Origin of the sequence: uncultured Sulfitobacter sp., assembly GCF_947502895.1 — a bacterium.
Classification (GTDB): Bacteria; Pseudomonadota; Alphaproteobacteria; order Rhodobacterales; family Rhodobacteraceae; genus Sulfitobacter.
Window position 1 is genome coordinate 108,129 of sequence record NZ_CANNBM010000002.1, and the last position, 20,372, is coordinate 128,500.

18 protein-coding genes are annotated in these 20,372 nt (G+C 57.3%); 7 read left to right on the forward strand and 11 right to left on the reverse strand.

From position 1 onward, the window contains the following. Positions 1 to 15 precede the first annotated feature (15 nt). The 8 genes from uvrA to Q0903_RS08660 all read right to left on the reverse strand — a co-directional run bounded on the left by uvrA (position 16) and on the right by Q0903_RS08660 (position 12,951). Positions 16 to 2,898 carry an excinuclease ABC subunit UvrA gene (gene uvrA / locus Q0903_RS08625; protein WP_299414630.1) on the reverse strand — a complete coding sequence of 961 codons (2,883 nt, stop codon included), beginning with the start codon at positions 2,896 to 2,898 and terminating at the stop codon, positions 16 to 18. Positions 2,899 to 2,979: 81 nt separating this feature from the next. Beyond that, a complete protein-coding gene (locus Q0903_RS08630; protein ID WP_299414632.1) occupies positions 2,980 to 4,134 on the reverse strand; it encodes an MFS transporter in 1,155 nt (384 codons plus the stop codon). Between the two features lie 10 nt (positions 4,135 to 4,144). Continuing rightward, entirely contained in the window at positions 4,145 to 4,651 is a 507-nt protein-coding gene (locus tag Q0903_RS08635; RefSeq protein ID WP_366141485.1) for a class I SAM-dependent methyltransferase, read from the reverse strand. Positions 4,652 to 4,768: 117 nt separating this feature from the next. Beyond that, entirely contained in the window at positions 4,769 to 6,163 is a 1,395-nt protein-coding gene (gene lpdA / locus Q0903_RS08640; protein ID WP_299414634.1) for a dihydrolipoyl dehydrogenase, read from the reverse strand. A gap of 198 nt (positions 6,164 to 6,361) precedes the next feature. After that, complete coding sequence (locus Q0903_RS08645) at positions 6,362 to 6,946, reverse strand: DUF924 family protein (RefSeq protein WP_299414636.1); 585 nt, start codon at positions 6,944 to 6,946, stop codon at positions 6,362 to 6,364. A gap of 156 nt (positions 6,947 to 7,102) precedes the next feature. Continuing rightward, entirely contained in the window at positions 7,103 to 8,383 is a 1,281-nt protein-coding gene (locus tag Q0903_RS08650) for an MFS transporter (protein WP_299030735.1), read from the reverse strand. Positions 8,384 to 8,459: 76 nt separating this feature from the next. After that, complete coding sequence (queA, locus tag Q0903_RS08655) at positions 8,460 to 9,524, reverse strand: tRNA preQ1(34) S-adenosylmethionine ribosyltransferase-isomerase QueA (RefSeq protein WP_299414638.1); 1,065 nt, start codon at positions 9,522 to 9,524, stop codon at positions 8,460 to 8,462. Between the two features lie 10 nt (positions 9,525 to 9,534). Continuing rightward, positions 9,535 to 12,951: a DUF3971 domain-containing protein gene (locus Q0903_RS08660; protein ID WP_299414640.1), complete on the reverse strand. Its 3,417-nt coding sequence runs from the start codon at positions 12,949 to 12,951 to the stop codon at positions 9,535 to 9,537. Between the two features lie 130 nt (positions 12,952 to 13,081). Here Q0903_RS08660 and Q0903_RS08665 point away from each other — a divergent pair, with 130 nt between their 5' ends. The 5 genes from Q0903_RS08665 to Q0903_RS08685 all read left to right on the forward strand — a co-directional run bounded on the left by Q0903_RS08665 (position 13,082) and on the right by Q0903_RS08685 (position 16,991). After that, positions 13,082 to 13,543 carry a peroxiredoxin gene (locus tag Q0903_RS08665; protein ID WP_299414641.1) on the forward strand — a complete coding sequence of 154 codons (462 nt, stop codon included), beginning with the start codon at positions 13,082 to 13,084 and terminating at the stop codon, positions 13,541 to 13,543. Then, positions 13,540 to 14,349 carry a ferritin-like domain-containing protein gene (locus Q0903_RS08670; protein ID WP_299030731.1) on the forward strand — a complete coding sequence of 270 codons (810 nt, stop codon included), beginning with the start codon at positions 13,540 to 13,542 and terminating at the stop codon, positions 14,347 to 14,349. Before Q0903_RS08665 ends, Q0903_RS08670 begins: the two co-directional genes overlap by 4 nt. A gap of 183 nt (positions 14,350 to 14,532) precedes the next feature. Continuing rightward, a complete protein-coding gene (locus Q0903_RS08675) occupies positions 14,533 to 15,849 on the forward strand; it encodes a M23 family metallopeptidase (protein ID WP_299030730.1) in 1,317 nt (438 codons plus the stop codon). Further along, the gene (locus Q0903_RS08680) at positions 15,839 to 16,345 is read left to right on the forward strand and encodes a polymer-forming cytoskeletal protein (protein WP_299414643.1); all 507 of its coding nucleotides are present in this window, start codon (positions 15,839 to 15,841) and stop codon (positions 16,343 to 16,345) included. The genes Q0903_RS08675 and Q0903_RS08680 overlap by 11 nt, the downstream gene beginning before the upstream one ends. 172 nt (positions 16,346 to 16,517) lie before the next feature. Then, positions 16,518 to 16,991 (forward strand): hypothetical protein, encoded by a 474-nt coding sequence (locus Q0903_RS08685; RefSeq protein WP_299414645.1) that lies wholly within the window; start codon positions 16,518 to 16,520, stop codon positions 16,989 to 16,991. Here Q0903_RS08685 and Q0903_RS08690 read toward each other — a convergent pair. The 3 genes from Q0903_RS08690 to Q0903_RS08700 form a co-directional block, all read right to left on the reverse strand. Further along, a complete protein-coding gene (locus Q0903_RS08690) occupies positions 16,980 to 17,450 on the reverse strand; it encodes a GNAT family N-acetyltransferase (RefSeq protein WP_299414647.1) in 471 nt (156 codons plus the stop codon). The genes Q0903_RS08685 and Q0903_RS08690 overlap by 12 nt on opposite strands. 84 nt (positions 17,451 to 17,534) lie before the next feature. Continuing rightward, positions 17,535 to 18,089, reverse strand: coding sequence for a peptidylprolyl isomerase (locus Q0903_RS08695; protein WP_299414649.1), 555 nt, complete (start codon positions 18,087 to 18,089; stop codon positions 17,535 to 17,537). Next, on the reverse strand, positions 18,082 to 18,588 hold the full coding sequence (locus Q0903_RS08700; protein WP_299030725.1) for a peptidylprolyl isomerase: 507 nt from the start codon (positions 18,586 to 18,588) through the stop codon (positions 18,082 to 18,084). Before Q0903_RS08700 ends, Q0903_RS08695 begins: the two co-directional genes overlap by 8 nt. Positions 18,589 to 18,724: 136 nt before the next feature. Between Q0903_RS08700 and Q0903_RS08705 the strand changes: the two genes are divergently transcribed. Both Q0903_RS08705 and Q0903_RS08710 read left to right on the forward strand, forming a co-directional pair. Further along, positions 18,725 to 19,918, forward strand: a complete 1,194-nt coding sequence (locus Q0903_RS08705; protein ID WP_299414651.1) for a phosphoglycerate kinase — start codon at positions 18,725 to 18,727, stop codon at positions 19,916 to 19,918. Between the two features lie 157 nt (positions 19,919 to 20,075). Then, positions 20,076 to 20,366 carry a septum formation initiator family protein gene (locus Q0903_RS08710; RefSeq protein ID WP_299414653.1) on the forward strand — a complete coding sequence of 97 codons (291 nt, stop codon included), beginning with the start codon at positions 20,076 to 20,078 and terminating at the stop codon, positions 20,364 to 20,366. Positions 20,367 to 20,372 lie beyond the last annotated feature (6 nt).

Consider the following 20,372-nt stretch of genomic DNA (forward strand, 5'->3'; position numbering starts at 1 on the left):
AATTGACGCTGCGTCCTACTCTGCCGCTACCTTGCGCGGGCTGAGCATAGGTTTGAGGTACTTGCCTGTATAGCTGCCCTCCACCTCTGCCACCTGCTCGGGCGTGCCTTTTGCAACCACTTGACCGCCGCCATCGCCACCTTCGGGGCCGATATCGATGATGTAATCGGCGGTTTTTACCACATCCAGATTATGTTCGATCACGACGACAGAGTTGCCCTGATCTACCAGCTCATGCAGCACTTCCAATAGCTTGCGCACGTCCTCGAAATGCAGACCTGTTGTCGGCTCGTCCAGAATATAGAGCGTGCGGCCCGTAGAACGCTTGCTGAGCTCTTTGGAGAGCTTTACGCGCTGCGCCTCGCCCCCTGACAAGGTCGTCGCCTGCTGGCCCACCTTGATATAGCCAAGGCCTACGCGCATCAGTGCGTCCATCTTTTCGCGGATAGACGGTACAGCAGTAAAGAACGTTTGCGCATCCTCTACGGTCATATCCAGTACGTCGGCGATGCTTTTGCCTTTGAACTTGATCTCCAGTGTCTCACGGTTATAGCGCGCGCCTTTGCAGGTCTCACACTCGACATAGACATCAGGCAAAAAGTGCATTTCGATCTTGATCACGCCATCGCCCTGACAGGCCTCGCACCGCCCGCCCTTGACGTTAAAGCTGAACCGGCCCGGTTTGTAGCCGCGCGCCTTGGCCTCTGGCAGCCCCGCAAACCAGTCGCGGATCGGAGTAAACGCACCCGTATACGTCGCAGGGTTCGAGCGCGGCGTGCGGCCGATGGGGCGCTGGTCAATGTCGATGACTTTGTCCAAATGCTCTAGACCTTTGATCGTCTCGCAGGGTGCGGGCGTCTGACGCGCCCCGTTAAGATTCATGGAGGCTGTTTTGAAAAGCGTCTCGATCGTCAGCGTCGATTTCCCGCCACCCGACACACCCGTCACACACACGAATTTGGCGAGCGGGAAATCAACGGTCACGTTTTGCAAGTTGTTGCCGGTGGCTTTTACAACCTGGATTTTCTTTTTGTTCCCTTTGCGCCGCTTGGCTGGCACAGAGATTTCGCGCACACCAGTAAGGTATTGCCCCGTAACCGAATTGGGGTCGGCGGCAACTTGTTCGGGGGTGCCATGGCTCACCACACGGCCGCCGTGCACACCTGCCCCCGGGCCAATGTCAAAGACATAGTCAGCCTCGCGAATGGCCTCCTCGTCGTGCTCTACCACGATTACGGTATTCCCCTGATCCCGCAGGTTTTTGAGCGTTAGCAGAAGGCGGTCGTTATCGCGCTGGTGAAGGCCGATAGATGGCTCGTCGAGCACATACAGAACCCCCGTAAGGCCAGAGCCAATCTGGGAGGCCAAGCGAATGCGCTGGCTTTCGCCTCCACTTAATGTACCACTTGAACGCGCAAGTGTAAGATACTCTAAACCAACATTATTCAGGAATCCAAGGCGCTCTCGAATCTCTTTGAGAATGGCCTTTGCAATCTCGTTTTTCTGCACCGTCAGCTGGTCTGGAACCTTGTTGCACCATTCAAACGCCTCACGGATAGACATCTGCACGACCTGCCCTGCGTGCAGCCGTTCTTCGGGTTTACCATCCGCCGGACCAATTTTGACGGCCAATGCTTCGGGCCGCAGGCGGTAGCCTTCACAGGTACCGCAAGAACGGTTGTTTTGATACCGCTCGAACTCTTCACGAATCCAGTTGCTATCCGTCTCGCGGTAGCGCCGCTCCATATTGGGGATTACCCCCTCGAACACACGGCTTACCTCATAGACACGCCCGCCCTCGTCATAGCGAAACTTGATCTCTTCCTTGCCCGAGCCATACAGAAATACCTGCTGGATTTTCGGGTCTATGTCTTTCCATTTGGCCGATTGGCTAAAGCCGTAATGCTTGGCAATCGCCTCAATGGTTTGTTTGAAATAGGGGCTTTTTCCCTTACGCCACGGGGCCAGCGCCCCGTCATAGATTTTCAGGTTCTGGTCGGGCACCACTAGGCGCTCGTCAAAGAACAGTTCCTTGCCCAAGCCGTCACAAGACGGGCACGCGCCGAACGGTGCGTTGAACGAGAACAGGCGCGGTTCGATCTCGGGGATGGTGAAGCCGCTTTCGGGGCAGGCAAATTTCTCGGAGAAGGTAAACCGCTCTGGCTCCCCTTCGTTTGGTGCTGTCTCGAGGATCGCAATGCCGTCTGCCAGATCCAGTGCGGTGCGGATGCTATCGGCCAGTCTGGTCTCCAGCCCTTCACGCACAACGATCCTGTCCACAACCACATCAATATCATGGCGGAATTTCTTATCTAAAGTGGGCGGCTCATCCAGCTCGTAGAACTCGCCATTCACTTTCACCCGCTGAAAACCGCTTTTGCGCAGCTCCAGAAACTCTTTGCGGTACTCACCCTTGCGATCACGGATGATGGGCGCCAGCAGATAGGCGCGCATACCCTCCTCCATCGTCATGATACGGTCGACCATATCCTGCACCTGCTGGGCCTCGATAGGCTTGCCCGTGGCGGGTGAATAAGGGGTGCCGACGCGCGCAAACAACAGGCGCATGTAGTCGTAAATCTCGGTCACGGTGCCCACGGTAGAGCGCGGGTTTTTTGATGTGGTCTTTTGCTCTATCGAGATGGCAGGCGACAGGCCCGATATGTGATCCACATCGGGTTTTTGCATCATATCAAGGAATTGGCGTGCATAGGCGCTGAGGCTTTCAACATAGCGGCGCTGGCCTTCGGCATAGATCGTATCGAACGCGAGGCTGGATTTGCCCGATCCGGACAACCCCGTAATGACGACCAACTGGTCGCGCGGGATATCCACGTCAATACTCTTGAGATTGTGTTCGCGCGCGCCGCGCACTTCGATATTCTTTAACTCAGCCATCAAAACACCCCTAGGTCTACCTTGCGATATAGGCGGGGCCGCGGGATTCTCCAATGCGAAAAGACGAACAAAGAGTAAACATCACATCTTTCCGCGCCGACGGGCAAGGAAGAGATGCAAGAACAGGCCACAGGCAAAGGCCAGCCCCGCCAGCAGCGGCAAGCTGACATAGCCCCATCCTGCCAGAGCCAGCGCCATAACCGGCGTGCCGAGCGTGTTGCCCAGATTGCCCATCTGCGCCATAGCACCGTTGGCCTGCGCCTGTGTTGAGGCAGAGGAGTTCAGTTGCGGCACTGCGGCAAAGCTGGCCCCCTGTATCAGCCCCATTGCCCCTGCAAGCGCCAGACAGGCCAGCGCGCCTGCGGGCATGATCCACAGCCAGATCATACACAAAACCGACAGCACAAAGCCCCAGACCACCACATTTACAGCCGAGGTATAGCGCAGCATCACCACCCCCAGCGTCATCGAGACAATAATGCTGGTCAGGGGCATCGCCCCCATCACCAACGTCCGCACCGAGGGGTCAAGAAACGGTGGCAAGACCGTCAGGATAGAGACAAAGCAAAACGTATAGAACAGCCAGCCAAAGGCAGGCGCCGCAATGTGGGGCGAGCGGTAGATGCTAGCATGACTTGCCAGTACTGCGCGCCATCGCAGCACAGGCGCCTCTCCCTCTTGCGGCAGGCTGCGCAGCCGCGCGCTGAGAAACAATGCAAAGCCAGCCATATATGCGCCATGCAAAGCAAATAGCGCGGGCAACCCCGCCCAGATCGCAAAGGGCCGCCCGACCCAGGCCATCACTGCGAAAGCCACGCCAAAAAACGTCCCCCACAGGGTAAGTGCCACGCCGCGCTGCTGATCTGTCGCGATTTGGGCGATCAGCGTAGGGGCGGCCACCACGATGGCCAGATGGGACACACCTTCGATCACGCGCAGGGCCAGCATGGCGGGCAAAGGCGGCAACAGCGCCTGCCCCACAGAGACCGCAGCCCCCAACCACAGCGCGCCCAAAAGCGCGCGGCGGTATCGGATGCGCGCCACAAGCAACCCCGCAATCACGCCCAGAACAATACCAACCCCGCCTACAACCGAGACCAGCCACCCCAGTGCCACGCCACCGTCAGGATAAACGCCCCCCAACAGATCATAAATCACCGAGATTTTGGCATATTGCATCGCAGCGCCGAGCCCCGCACCCCAAAGTGCAAGGATCAATCTCCATGAACCGGTCATCGGGTAGCGTTCAACTGCGTTCAGCCATGGCCCATGCGCAGATGGGCATCATGGGATCGTCTTCGATGTCGTCTTCGCCCTCTACATACTCGGGGGGCCAGACCTCTTCGAGGTTGCGCTGTGCTACATGGCGGTTGCCCCATTGGAACGACTGTATCAAATGCTCCTCAAACCCGCATTCGATCAGAAAATTCTTGAGCCCGCGCGCAGACCAGCGTGAATTATCCATCGGGGCAGCGTGAAACGGCACATAGAACGGCACGGCGACCCAGAACTTGCCACCCTTCTTCAACATCTGGCGCACATGTTTAGTGGCAATGTAGGGGCGGTCCAGATGCTCCCACACCTGATTGGCAAGGATCAGATCGAATTTGCGCGGCTTGCCTGTCTCGGGGTCGATATAGGGGCCTGCGCAAATATCATATTCCGGATAACGAAACTGGTCATAGCTTTTGAAATCGAACTGTTGCCCGTAATGGCCCGATATCTCCGCCACCTTGAGGCGGTGCGGTTTCAATTCCTGGATCATCCGGCGCGAAGCGGGACCCATCACAACGCGATTGAGGCTTACCATGGGTTGAGTATGTCAGCGCCCGCCCCCGCCGTAAAGCAGCGTCTGCGGGCGCAGTTACGCTTACATGTGAATGACTTTGTCGTAAGCATCCAGCACAGATTCGTGCATCATCTCAGACAGGGTCGGGTGCGGGAATACGGTGTTCATCAGGTCTTCTTCGGTGGTCTCAAGCTGGCGACCTACCACATACCCCTGAATCAGCTCTGTCACTTCGGCGCCAATCATATGTGCGCCCAGCAGTTCGCCCGTTTTGGCGTCAAAGATCGTTTTGATCATGCCGTTTTCCTCACCCAATGCGATGGCTTTGCCATTGCCGATAAAGGGAAAACGCCCGACTTTGATATCATAGCCCAGCTCTTTTGCCTTGGCTTCCGTATAACCGACCGAGGCTACCTGCGGGTGGCAATAGGTGCAGCCTGCGATGCTTTCTGGTTTGACGGGATGTGCATGTTTGCCTGCGATCAGCTCTGCCACCATAACGCCTTCATGGCTGGCCTTGTGGGCAAGCCACGGTGCACCCGCGATGTCACCAATCGCGTACAGCCCCTCTACCCCCGTGCGGCAGTACTCATCCGTCACAACGTGGGTGCGGTCAATCTTGACGCCCAGTTCTTCAAGGCCGAGGTTCTCCACATTACCTACGATGCCTACAGCACTGATGACTGTGTCAAATTCATGCTTTTCCACAGCGCCGCCCACTTCGATATGGGCAGTCACTTTGTCGCCGGCACGATCCAGCTTTTTGACCATCGCTTTTTGCATGATCTTCATGCCCTGCTTCTCGAACGATTTCTTGGCGAATGCCGAGATTTCTTCGTCTTCTACCGGCAGCACACGGTCCATAACCTCAACGACAGTCGTGTCAGCACCGAGCGTGTTGTAGAAACTGGCAAATTCGATGCCAATCGCGCCCGATCCGATCACCAGCAGCTTTTTGGGCATATGAACGGGCTGCAACGCGTGGCGGTAGGTCCAGACCAGCTTGCCATCCGCCTCGAGACCGGGCAACTCACGCGCGCGCGCCCCTGTCGCCAGGACAATGTTAGGTGCTGTCAGGTTTTCGGTTCCCTTGGCAGTCTTCACGCTCACCTTGCCCTGTGCAGGGATTATCGCATCCCCCATCACCACGGCAATCTTGTTTTTCTTCATCAAATGGCCAATGCCGCCAGAAAGCTGTCCTGCAACTTTGCGGCTGCGCTTTACGACAGCATCCAGATCATAGTCTATCCCCTCGGCCTTAAGGCCAAATTCTTTTGCGCGGTGCATCAGGTGGAACACCTCGGAGGAGCGCAGCATGGCTTTGGTGGGAATACAGCCCCAGTTCAGACAGATACCACCAAGGTTTTCCCGTTCGATAATGCAGACCTTCATGCCCAGTTGCGCGCCACGTATCGCGGCCACATAGCCACCGGGCCCCGCGCCAATTACAATCAGATCATAGGATGTCTCGGCCATGGTGCACCTCGCATTGGTCAACAATAAATATAGTTTACCGTTAAACTATACCACCATCAGCGGCAATGGCGAGAGGCGCAGAGCAGCTATGCTTGAACGCGACCGCTTTTGTTCAGGAAACCAGCCAGCAAACCGGTTGGCGGATGCAGCACCAAGTTCAGAAAGGCGGGCGGGTTTGCCCCCTACCCGCCATTAATTTCAAGCCGCCAGATCGACCTGCAGCTGGCGCAGCGTAAACCCATACCCGCCTGCAGCTGCATAGGCCTGCTCGCCGCGTGTATCTGTGCGACCCAGCGCCGTATTCCGGTAGGGAAAGCGACCGAACTGGCGGATCACTTCGCGGTGGGCTTGTGCATGGATCAGATTGTCTTTGGCACCATTTGGCATCCGTTCAACCATCAGGCGTATACAGCGGTCTTGGTCGCAGAGATTTTCAGAATGCATAAGCGGCAAATAGAAAAACTGGCGTGCGGGCGCGTCGATCTTGAGATCCCAACCCTTGCAAATAGCGCGTTTGGCCACCGCCAGCGCAATAGGATCAAGCGTAAACGCTTTACCGCTGGCGCGGAACATGTTGCGCGAAAACTGGTCGGTAACGATGAGGTAGGCAAGTGCGCCCGAAGGATAGGTCAACCACATGCTCAGACCGCCATCGCGGGCAGCTTGCCATGCGGGCATAAACCGTTCGGTTATTTCGGCGTCCACCGCATCATCAGCAGCGTACCATCCAGACGGACCTACACGGTCCAGCCAGAAATCCAGCACTTCCTTGGAACTTACCATCGCCAACTCCTCCACGCGCCTGTGCGCCAATACATTGACTTAAGGACAGTTTGAGCGAATTTGATACACACGATTTGCAACAAAAGCGTCACAGATAGCGCAACCATATCCTTCTTGATGCAATAAGTTTCCTTTAGGGAGCAAAATACCGCCCATTCACGACACGGTCTGCGACTGCTCGGCCTGCTCTTCTTCCTCGATCTCGTTTTCGATGACGTATTCCTGTGCAATCTCCATCGCAACGGAGGTCGCTGTTGGCGCCATAGGAACAAACGATCCGGTCTCGTCTGTTGGCAGGGTCGCACGCACGGTGGAGCGGTAGCCAGCATAGAGGATCATCGCGCCAAACAGAACTGTCGTGAACAAATAAAACCCAGCCGGGCCGAGGGATGTTCCCATCATCCAACCGGTAATCATCGGCCCCAGAATGGCCCCCAAACCGTTGATAAAGATCAGCCCGCCAGAGGCCGCGGCCATATCGTCATGCTCAAGAAAGTCATTGGTGTGCGCGATCAGCAGTGAATAGAGCGGATTGGCCATGCCCCCGATCACAAAGGCCGACACAAGCAGCAGAAAGAAAACATCGCCGAGCAACATCCCCATGACAGAGCCCGCCCCCCCGATCACAGAGACGATAATAATCAGGTAACGACGGTCCATCCGGTCAGATATCCAGCCAATGGGATATTGCAGCACCACAGCGCCGATAAAGAAGGTCGCGACAAACGTCGAAATTTGCGCCACGCTGAGACCCGCTTCGGCGCCATAGACCGAGGACATGCCGAATTGCGCCGAGAAGATGCCCCCGAGAATGAACATGCCCACACAACCCAGTGGAGAAAAGCTCATCAGTTCTTTCAGGCTCATCGGTTTGGTGGTGTCGAAGGCCGGCGTCGGGCTGATGGAGAGCAGAATCGGCGTGATTGCGATACTTACCAGTACGGAGGGGATCACAAACAGGATAAAACCACCCGGGTCCGCAGTCAGCAGCAGCGCCTGCGCCGCCACGATACCCAGCGTCTGCACGATCATATACAAGGAAAGCGCCTGACCACGGTTGGAGTTGTCTGCCGCATTGTTCAGCCAGCTTTCGGCAGTCACATATACAGCAGAAAAGCAGAACCCGATCAGAACGCGGCCCAGCGCCCAGACCCAGATATAAGGAAAAGTCGGGTACAAGATCATCACTGCAGAGATGAGCGAGGCAAGGGCTGCGAATACCCGCACATGGCCGACGCGTTTGATCATACCGGGTGCAAGCCGCGAGCCGCCAAGGAATCCCACGAAATACGCTGACATCACGATCGACATCATGAAGGTATCAAACCCTTCAATCTCGCCACGAATGCCCAGCAAAGTGCCTTGCATGCCGTTGCCAAGCATCAGCAGGAACATACCGAACAACAGCGCCCATGCGCTGCCAAGAACCTGTAGCATCGTGCATCTCCTTGTCTTGTTAAGGCTACCCCTATGCCCTCGAGATTGGGGGTGTCGGGCCTACATGCGACGCCTATCAGTCGCTTTTGCGCGGCGGGATCAAAAGCGATGCATCACCATACGAGAAAAAGCGATATTTTTCTGTTACGGCATGGGCGTAAATGTCGCGAATGGGCTGCACGCCCATCAGGGCCGAAACCAGCATCATCAGGGTTGAGCGCGGCAAATGAAAATTCGTCATCAGCGCATCGGCCACGTTAAAGTTAAAACCCGGTGTGATGAAAATATCCGTGTCGCCTTCCCACGCTTCAATCGCACCGCCCTGCCCTGCGGTCTCGATCAGGCGCAGCGCGGTAGTGCCTACAGGGATGATGCGGCCGCCTGCCGCTTTGGTGGCGTTAATCTCGGCGGCTGCTTGCGCGCTGACCTGCCCCCATTCGGCATGCATCTTATGATCAGAAATATCATCCACTTTAACGGGCAAAAACGTACCTGCCCCCACATGCAGGGTGACATAGCTAAAGGTTACGCCCATCCCGCGCAGCGCTTCCAATAACGGCGCATCAAAGTGCAACGAGGCTGTCGGTGCTGCCACAGCACCAGTGTTCTTTGCCCATACCGTCTGGTAGTCGGTGTTGTCTTGCGCATCTGCCGCACGTTTGGCCGCAATATAGGGTGGCAGTGGCATGGCCCCTGCGGCGTTCAGTGCTGCATCGAAACTATCACCAGTCAGATTGAACCGCAGATAGGCAAGGCCTTGCTCGATCCCTTCGAGGGTTGCAGTCAATTCATCCGAAAAAACAACCTGCTCGCCCACGCGCAGCTTTTTGAGCGGTTTGACCAGCGCTGACCAAAGGCCCGCATCCGCTTGCGGTTCCAGCAGGGTCGCTTCGATCTTGGCCGCAACGGGGCCTTGGGTGCTGTTGCGGTGGCGCAACCCTGACAAGCGCGCAGGGATCACGCGGGTGTCATTGAGAACCAGCCTGTCGCCCGCCCGCAACCAACCGAGCAGGTCAGTCACGCGCGCATCATGGATGCAGTCCCCGTCCGCTACCAGCAAACGCGCCGAGGATCGCGGCTGCGCAGGGCGCACCGCAATCAGTTCATCAGGCAGGTCAAAATCAAAATCACTTAGCTTCATGGCGCAGCCCCTAACGGCCTTCGTAAGCAGGTTCAACGGGCCTTTTTGCCGGTGCGTCGGTTTGGGGCAAAGGTGCCACCTCCCCTTCGACTGGGGGCAGTTCGGTCTGCGGGCCACGCAGCACATTGCGCAAGCCACCTGGTGCCAGAACAGATAACGGGTTGATGGATACCTTGGGTGATTTTGCCGCACCGCTGAGGCGATAGTTAAAGCCCAACAGTCCCTCGCCCTTGCGGGTCAGCAGCGATCCGATTCCGTTGAGAAGATAGACAGGTGTGATCACCCCTTGCATCGCGATCTGGCCTGTATCTGTCGCAAAAACGCCGTCCATCGACAGGCCAAGTGACGCGCCCACCGCACTGCCACGGCGCAGGGTCATGCGCCCTGGCGTCAGGCGAAACTCTGCCTCTACTTCGTCAAAATAGATGCCGTCACCGTTCATCTCGTTTACCAGCCCTACAACCGACAGCGAATTGACCAGCGCTGCCATCGAAGGCGCATCCTTGATCGATACTCCCTCCACTTTAAGCTGGCCGTCAAAAGCGCCTCCCGAACCGACGGGCAACAAAGCCAGCTCCATGGTGCCACCAACCGCCTGTAGTAACACCCCCGCCGAGCGCAGGATGCCCCCCGCATCGGCCGAGGTGACGCGCACTGCCGTGCGCCCGCGCTGCGGCACAACACGCCCCGACACCCCCGTGCCGCCGTTCACCCGCGCTTCAAACGGGCCATCCAGCCCGCCGTTCGTTTGGAATGTTCCAGCGAACCCCTGCAACCAGATCGTGTCCGTAATCTGCAAACGGTCCAGCCTGATGCGCATAGGCGCCGGCGGTGGCCCTCGATTTGCACCATCAGCGCTGCTTTCGCTTCCACTACTGCCAAAGGTCGCAGTGCGCAGATCAAGCCTGCCACCGCGCACGACGACTTGCGGCGCGCGGTTACTGCCCTTCCCTTCAAGTGCGGCGCGCACGTCCAGCCAATCGTTCAGCCGCAAGCGTTCCATCTCCATCACGCCCAAGCCACCGCCCTGTGCCAGAGTGATCGAGCCGCGCGCATCGAGCCCTGCCCCGTTGAGCGTTATTCGTGTCACTTCTGGCTGAGCCCCAAGCCGTAGTTGCATATCGAGGGCTGCGCGGGTGCTGCCGGGTTTGCGCCAACCGATTTGTGGGACCTGCAAGGTAGCCCCCCGCAGATCGGAACGGATTGTCATGCGCGGGGACTGTCCACGCGCAAAATCAATACCGATGTCAGCGCGTGCAGCCCCTTGCAGCATGCCCTTTGGTAAGGCCACGCTAAACGCACTTAAGGCCTGTGGCGTGATCTGTGCAGTGCCGCGCAGGGTGCTGGTATTACTGCCTGCGCCAATCGGTTGCTGCCAGCGCCCCTCAAATGCAACCCCGTCCAATGTGCCCTTGCCAGAGATTTGAACTCCAGTGTTGCTGGCCACCAGCCCCATTCTGTCCGAGCGCAATGTGCGCCCCTTTAGCAATGTGGTGCTGGTCAGCGCACTAACGTCCCCCGTGACGTCGAACACAACATCCGCAGGGCTGCCCCCACGCCTGAGCGGAAAAGCCAGTGTGCCCGACGCGTCCACCTGCCCGTCACCCAACGCCACGGGAAGGCCCGCACGGCGCATCACGCCGATAGGTGGCTGGTCCAGTGTCCACAAGGCAGCCGTTAACGGCCCGCTGGCATTCAGTCGTACAATCGCAGGAGTTCCGCCTTTGACCCCAAGATCCGGCAATATGAAGGCAGACCTCTCAACCCTGAGTTCACCGCCCTGTTCCGCCTTCAGCACCCCGTCATCCAGCGAGACAACAAAGCGTTTGCCATCAAGGCTGGCATGGCCGCGCCCCTGGCTGATAGGAGGAAGACCGCGCAGGAACTTGACCTCCGCCGCGCGGTAGTCGAAGGCCACAAAGGTGCGCGGGGCCTCACCTGGCGAGATGCGCAGTGCAAAGTCACCATTGCTGATGTCGGCAGCAATCAGGTTTTGCTCCAGCCAGTTGCGGGTGCGGGTTTTCACCCCTTCGGGCCAAAGCTCCAGTATCCGTTTTGGCGTCAACGTATCTGCGCGTGCATCCAGCGCCAGCCGCCACCCTTCGGGCTCGGCTGTCAAGGTACCGAAAGCATGGCGTGCCTTGCCCTGATCAAACACATCAAGCCGCCCGATTTCCAGCTTGAAAGGCGCTGTTTGCAGGCGGAAATCCAACTCGGCGCGCTCAAGTTCGATCGGTGCCGGATACAGCGCCAAGGGATTTGCGCGCAATTGTGTGACAGCGAACTGACCGACCAGCGCCTCCAGCGTGCCAGTACGCAGGCCCGTCAACGTAGCTGTACCTGTGGCACTGGCAGTCACCCACTTGCTGGCGACCGACAATTCGTCAAATTGCAACAAACCCTCTGCAGCGTCATACGAGAAATAGCTGCGCGCAGATTGAAACGGGATAGGCCGCGTGCCTGCGTTGGGTTGCAGCACCCCTGCGCCGATCTGCAATGTCGCACTCAGCGGGGCAAGTGTGCCGTCCGCGCGCACGCCGGAACGCACCGCGCCAGAGATCGGCGCACGCAAGGACCCCAACCACGCGAAAGCGGGGCTTTGCGTGGCGATATCGGTGGCAGAAGCATCGACAAGCCGCACACCGAATTGCGCCTCGGGCGTACCGATAACACTATTGTAATTGGCAGACAGGGTTGTCACCCCCGCGCCATCCGCCAAAAGCGCAAGATCAGCATTGACGACCAAGGCACCGTCCTTGCGCTGAGCGATCAGGCGCCCCCCATCGAGGGTAAAAGCGCGCTTTGCCCTTCTGTCGATAAATTGCAGCGTAAGGCCGCGCAGCTCGGCGCTTTGCAATGCTGCAAGGCCCGGCTGCTGCAAGGTATCATCAATCCGCGACACCAATGTACCAAGGTTCGTCATGCGTCCGGTTCCGGCTGCATTGGCCGTCCCCATTCCCGTTTGCAGCGCAATGGTGCCATCCTGTGCGCGTATAATCGTTGCAAACACCCCGCGCAGCGCGATTTGCGAAGGCTGCACCTGCCCTCCACGCAGTGCCGCCATTGAAAGACGGACACGCGCTTCGGAAAAGCGGATCAGCTCGCGACCTTCCAGATCGGCAACTGCCACATCCCTTAACCGGACCCTTGGCCGCCAACCCTCCTCCATCAGCAAACGCAGTTCGCCAAAGGTTATCCGCGCATTGGGAAATTCAACCTCAAGCCGCTGTTCGATCCGTGCCTCGACCCAATTGGGCATAACAACGGGGCGATCATAGAAAAAATAAACAGCGCCCACGGCAATGACAGCCACAAGCACCAGCAGCGACCACAGGGCATTGAACAGCCCCAACAGCAGCAGAAACCACCCGCGTTTTCGGCGGCGCGGCGGGCGCGGTTGTGGTTCAGGCGAACTGGTCTCGGCCATCAGGTTCCGGTCATACGCAAGAGATGTTACATCACACACGGCAAGGGTTTGATTTTTCTACCGCAGCCCTACTATGACAGAGGTCCGCGCGCCGTCCAAGGCCGCGCCCCAGATACATGAGAGATTTGATATGCCAGAGATTTCCGCGCCCGCACCCGATTTCACCCTGCCCGTCACAGGCGGTCAGACTGTGACCCTGTCGGCATTGCAAGGCACCCCTGTCGTGCTGTTTTTCTATCCGCGTGACGACACACCGGGGTGTACCAAAGAAAGCATCGGTTTTTCCGAGCATCTGGATGCGTTCAAAGCAGCGGGTGCAGCTGTCTACGGCATCTCGCGTGACACCATGGCCAAGCACGACAAATTCGCCGCGAAACACAATCTGACGGTGCCCTTGCTGAGTGACGAAGAAGGCAAAGTCACTGAAGACTACGGCGTCTGGGTCGAAAAGAATATGTACGGTAAAAAGTCCATGGGGATCGAACGTGCGACATACCTCATTGATGCGGCAGGAAACATTGCCCAAATCTGGCGCAAGGTGAAAGTGCCAGGGCATGTCGAAGAGGTGCTGGATGCGGTGCTCACGCTATGATGCCATTGGCACAGATGGCCGAGGCGGTACTGCGCACGGCAGACGGGCGCGAAAAGACGGCCCTTTCGCATAAATATGCCGCGCAATGGCGCGCAGCGCGTGCGGATGGGACAGAGCCTGAAATCGGAACTGCCCAGCCACCTTTGCACCCTGCGCGCCCCACCCATCCAGAATTGCTGAGCCCGCGCGACGTGCCGAACCGCAAACCCGGCACACCAGAGGGGCGGATCGCCATGATGCATGCTGTTGCCCATATCGAGTTAAACGCAGTTGATCTGCACTGGGACATTATTGCACGGTTTTCTCACATCAAGATGCCGATTGGCTATTATGATGACTGGGTGAAAGCAGCTGATGAAGAATCAAAGCATTTCAATCTGATGTGTGATTGTCTTGAGGCCGAAGGCAGCCACTATGGTGCCTTGCCCGCCCATGCGGGCATGTGGCGCGCGGCCGAAGATACAGCCGATGATTTTATGGGCCGCCTTGCTGTCGTGCCCATGGTGCTGGAAGCGCGCGGGCTGGATGTAACGCCGGGCATGATCAAGATTTTCAAGCAAGCCAAAGCGCTTGGTGCGGTTGAAGCGCTTGAGACGATCTATGCCGAAGAAGTTCACCACGTGGCCTATGGGTCCAAGTGGTTCCATTTTCTGTGCGGGCGTCATGAACTGGACCCAACGCAAAAATTTCATGCCCTTGTGCGCCAGTATTTCCACGGACAACTTAAACCACCGTTCAACGAGGAAAAGCGCGCAGAGGCGGGTATTCCACCTGATTTTTACTGGCCGCTTGCGCAAACCAGATAAACGCCGCATCTCAACAAGCTGAAATAGGCGGATTTTTGCCAATTTGCCACAGAAAACGGCGGGCATCGGGCGCGATCAGCCAGAAGGGTTGCCCGAAGTGTGCCTGAGAGATATTGCGATACTGTTAACGGATCTGTGAGGGACACGCCGATCCGGTAACGGGACCTAAGGGATAATATAGACGTGCGTACACAGCTCGCGATTAAAACCAATGCGTTTCTGGAAAACTATTTTCCGGAGCGTCGTGTATTTTTGAAGTCAGACAATGACACACGGTTCATCCGTCTGCGTCCGGGAACCCAAGTGGTTGCCCTCGCAGGGTCATCGCTGCTGGTGGCGTGGGCGATCATCGCAACAGCCGTGATATTGATGGACAGCATCGGGTCAGGCAACTTCCGCGAGCAAGCCAAACGGGACCAGCGCACGTATCAAGCACGTCTTAACGATCTGAGCTACCAGCGCGACACCCGCGCCGAGGAAGCACTGGCCGCCCAAGAGCGCTTCAATGCCGCCCTCGCCCAGATTTCGGTAATGCAGTCAGAGTTGCTCAACTCGGAAACACACCGCCGCGAATTGGAAACTGGGATTGAAGTGATCCAGTCTACGCTGCGGGACACAATGAAAGACCGTGAAATTGCCCGCAGCCAAGTAGCCCAGCTTCAATCGGAAGACGGTGGTGCTGTGCAGATCGCTGCGAACACCGCGCCGATGGATTTTCTGGCCGATGCGCTGGCGCGCACTGCCAAAGAGCGTGATCAGGTCATTCTGGACTCCCAAGATGCGCTGTTGGTGGCAGACGAGCTGAACCAAAAGATCGCGCTGATGCAAGAGCAGAACGACGCAATTTTCCGCCAGTTAGAAGAAGCGATGACCGTTTCCGTGGCCCCGCTGGACCGTATGTTCCGCGCCGCTGGCATGCCTACCAACCAGATGCTTGAAACAGTGCGCCGTGGGTACTCTGGCCAGGGCGGCCCGTTGACCCCCCTCAGCTTTACCACCCGTGGCGAGCAGCCGACGACAGATACGCTGCGCGCGAACCGCCTGCTTAACCAGATGGACCGCCTCAACCTGTACCGTTTGGCTGCGTCCAAAGCACCCTTTGCGAATCCTGTGAAAGATTCGTTCCGCTTTACATCCAAGTTCGGCTTCCGCCGTGACCCCAAAACTGGCGGCCGTCGCATGCACAGCGGTGTTGATTTTGCCGCCGGTCTTGGCACACCACTCTATGCGACAGCGGACGGTGTTGTGACTCATGCGGGTTGGGGCTCAGGATATGGACGTTTGGTGAAAATCCAACACGAATTTGGCATCGAAACGCGCTATGCACATATGTCAAAAATGCGCGTCAAGGTCGGTCAAAGAGTGTCGCGCGGCGACCGTATTGGTGATATGGGTGCTTCAGGACGGGTAACCGGCGTGCACCTGCATTACGAAGTGCGTGTCGGTGGCAAGGCCGTCAATCCAATGATCTATATCAAGGCAGCAAACGATGTTTTCTAAGAGCAAAATCAACGATCCAGCCCCTGGTGGCGATGCAAACAAGTCCGCAGTTCCATCATCTGCACCGCCCTCCTCTGCGGCTCCGGCATCCAAGCCGAGTGAGTTCAAGGCAAGTGCGCCCAAGGCAAAGCCGCCCGCCTCGGTGCTCTCTGCTGACCTGCACGTCACAGGCAACATGAAGACAACCGGTGATATTCAGGTTGAAGGCACGGTAGAGGGCGACATCCGCGCGCATCTGCTGACCATCGGTGAGACAGCGACAATCAAAGGCGAAGTGATCGCCGACGATGTTGTGATCAACGGCCGCATCGTGGGCCGCGTTCGTGGTCTCAAGGTCCGCCTGACCTCCACAGCGCGCGTCGAGGGCGATATCATCCACAAGACCATCGCAATCGAAAGTGGTGCGCATTTCGAGGGTTCCGTCCAGCGTCAGGACGATCCACTGAACCCGGGTGCCAAATCCGCACCTGCTGCGAAAGCGAACCCTGCGTCCTAAACGGATTGCAATGCCGAGCATACCAAACGCCGCGAGCACTGCTTGCGGCGTTTTTTTTGCCCCCCTCTTGCAGTTTTGTTCCAAAGCTACACTCTGAAGGTCTCCAATGGTGAAACTAGCCTTGCTTCCAGTCATGCTCGCCTTTGCCTGTCTTTTGGCAGGAGTATATGGCATGGCCCATAACCAGATATCTTACACGGTGTCGCCCGCATATTTTCACGAATTCAAATTTCGCCAATTTGGTATTGATACGGGTCTGCACAACAGGATCGGTGCCAGCCTTGTAGGTTTCATGGCAAGTTGGTGGATGGGGCTAGTAATTGGCGTGCCAATCTACATTGCGGCACTCTTTGTCAAAGGCACAAAGCCCTTCGTCAAAAGCTTTGTGGGAGCGGCTCTTCTCGTCGTCGCGACGACACTGCTGGTTGGTATCGCAGCGCTCGTGGTAAGTTTTGTGACAGTGGGGCCAGATACCCTTCCTCCTTGGATGAGAGGACGACAAGTAAGCGATCCCGTAGCTTTCGCACGCGCAGGAACCATGCACAACTTTAGCTATCTGGGTGGGTTAATCGGTTTGTTCCTTGGTCTGATCTATACAATCTGGCAGGCTGTTATGCGGCGCAGAGCGGCCAAATCAATGGTCTGATTTGGCCCAACGCATCCGGACATCTGGCGTTCTCTCTTCGTTATCACGTCCATCCGTGTGCTCAACGATTTGAAAACCCGCCCGCGCGTAAAACGCTTGCGCTGCGAGGTTTCGTGCAAACGTCCAGAGCTGTAGGGTGTCGTTGACCGACTGCGCTTTGACGAGCAAAAGACCACCCAAACCCTGCCGCCAGTACCCTGCATCAATATATAGATGGTTCAACCAACCCTCGTGATGCGCAGCAAAGCCGACGATTTTCTCTGCAATGCGAACTACATACACTTGCTGCACGGGAAGAACACGCTTGGTGAAGAACCACAAACCGTCTTGCGCTGTATGAACAACCGGAAGCCATGGCACTGCAACTGCTCGCGCCGTTCTGTGGATGCTGGCAATTTCGTGCATGTCATCCGGCACCGCCCTGCGCAGATACATCGCATAGTGAATGCGTGACGCCATCAGCACTGCGGTCCATTTGGTGTCGAAGATTGCAAAAGGGGCGCCTGTTTCGAAGCGCCCCTCAAAATGTTTTCGACCAATTTATCACTCAATGACGGTGACGGTTTTCATCATATCAGGCTCGCCCACAACGGCACCGTTGCCACCTGTGCCGCGCTTGATCGCATCGACCACGTCTTGCCCGTCTGTAACACGGCCAACGACCGTGTACTGACCATTCAGAAATGGTGCTTCATCGAACATGATAAAGAATTGGCTGTTAGCCGAGTCCGGGCTCTGCGCGCGGGCCATGCCAACGACACCTTTCTCGTAAGCTACATCCGAGAATTCAGCTGGCAGGTTGGGCATATCGGAGCCGCCTGTGCCCGCACGGCGCATATCACTGCCTTTTTTGCCGTGCTCAACATCGCCCGTCTGGGCCATGAAGCCGTCAATCACGCGGTGGAATACCACGCCATCATAGGCACCGTTGGCGGCCAGTGTGGTGATCCGCTCAACGTGTTGTGGGGCGATATCCTCAAGCAAGTCGATGGTGACGGTGCCATTGGCCTCACCCGCCACTTCGATCTGCAAACCAGTCGCCGCCGCAGACCCCGCAATCAGCGACGCAAACAGCGCGCCTGTCAGAAAATTACGCATCGGCGGCCACTTTCACGCTGATCATACGGTCGGGATTGGCGGGTGGCTCGCCTTTGGCGATTGCATCCACATGCTCCATCCCCGAAATGACCTGACCGTAGACAGTGTATTGGCCGTTCAGAAAATCGTTATCTTTGAAGTTGATGAAGAACTGGCTGTTGGCCGAGTTGGGGTTAGCTGAACGCGCAGCACCCAAGCTGCCGCGCGCATGGGGCACTTTGGAGAATTCGGCAGGAACATCGGGATGCTCGGACCCGCCTGTGCCAGCGGCGCGGGGGTTATAGTCTTTTTCCATGTTGGCATGCTGCACGTCGCCTGTCTGGGCCATGAAGCCGTCGATCACGCGGTGGAAGGCCACGTTGTCATAGGCACCTGCACGGGCCAGCGTTTTCATACGCTCGACATGCTGGGGCGCCACATCGGGCAACAGCTGGATTGTGACGGTTCCGTCTTTGAGTTCCATCAGGATCGTGTTTTCGGGGTCTTTGATCTCGGCCATGCCGTTCTCCTTTATAAATCTGCATCAGTACCTAAGGCGCTGCACCACAATTGCCAAGGCGGTGCATTGACCCTCGGCCAGATAACGGCAAAACAGCACGGTATAGATTGATCACAATTCTGAAGGACTGCATCCCATGGGCTGGAAATCACTCGACGAGATGGATCTGCACGGCAAACGTGTTTTGGTGCGTGTGGACATCAATGTACCGGTAGATGGTGGTGTGGTCACGGATGCCACACGGATCGAACGGATTGTACCAACCGTGCATGACATTCTGTCCAAAGGCGGTACGCCGATACTATTGGCCCATTTCGGCCGTCCCAAAGGCAAGGTCAATCTGGAAATGAGCCTGCGGCAGGTCCTCCCTGCCCTGCGCCGCGCCTTGATGCGCAGTGTCGCACTGGTCGAAACGCTGGAAGCCGCCGAGAAGATGACCGCAGAGGCGGCGGCGGCGGATGTAGTGCTCATTGAAAATATCCGCTTCCACCCCGGAGAAGAGGCGAATGATCCTGCCTTTGCTGCCCGCTTGGCCACATTAGGCGATGTTTATTGCAATGATGCCTTTTCTGCGGCCCACCGCGCACATGCCTCTACGGAAAGGCTGGCACATTTGTTGCCCTCTTGCGCGGGTCGCCTCATGCAGGCCGAATTGTCAGCACTAGAGGCGGCACTGTCCAAGCCGGAACGCCCTGTGGGCGCCGTTGTGGGCGGAGCGAAGGTATCGACCAAAATCGCGCTGTTGGAAAACCTTGTGAACCGTCTGGACCTGTTGGTGATCGGCGGCGGTATGGCGAATACGTTTCTTGTGGCGCAGGGCGCTCAGCTGGGGGCATCGCTGCACGAGCCTGATTATCTGGATACGGCCCGCGATATCATGACCCAGGCAGCGCAATCGGGCTGTCGTGTCATGCTGCCCGTCGACGGGCTGGTTGCACGGGAATTCAAGGCGGGGGCAGATCATACCATTAGCCTGCTGGACCCAAGTACTGTACTGGAGGCCGATCAGATGGTGCTGGATGCAGGGCCAGAGACGGTGAAACAAGTCGAGATTGCATTTGGGGGCCTAAAGACGCTGATCTGGAACGGACCGTTGGGCGCGTTCGAGATTGCTCCCTTTGACACTGCTACTGTTGCTGCTGCCCGCGTGGCCGCCGCGCGCACACGCGACGGTGCGCTGATTTCGGTTGCGGGTGGTGGTGATACGGTTGCTGCGCTGAACCAAGCCCGCGCTGCCGACGATTTCACCTACATCTCTACGGCGGGTGGCGCGTTTCTGGAATGGATGGAAGGCAAGACATTGCCCGGTGTTGCCGCCCTCGGCGGGTAAACCTGCGCTTTTGTGCGCACACAGTCACGTCGAAAACCAACTTTGCGATTCGTGGGGGATTCCCTTTGCGAATCGTCTATGGCATAGTCGCTACATCGCCCAAAAAGAGGCGGCATAACAGCAGTTTTCGACGCATCAAACCCCGCAGGCCCCTATCATGAGCAAACCCGCATTCGGCCCCATTTTGTTCTTTGCAATCGCTTTTGCGCTGAGCCTGTATTTTATGTTTGCTGCTATTCAGGGTGATTTTGGCCTGTTTCGTCGCGCCGAAATTATGGCAGAGGCGAATGATTTGCGTGACCAGCTGACACAGGTCCGCGCGGAAGTGGCGCAAATGGAAAACCTTACCCGCAGGCTGTCTGACGACTATCTCGATCTGGATTTGCTGGACGAACAAGCGCGCTCTGTCCTTGGCATGGTGCGCGCGGATGAAATTGTAATCCGCTGATAAATC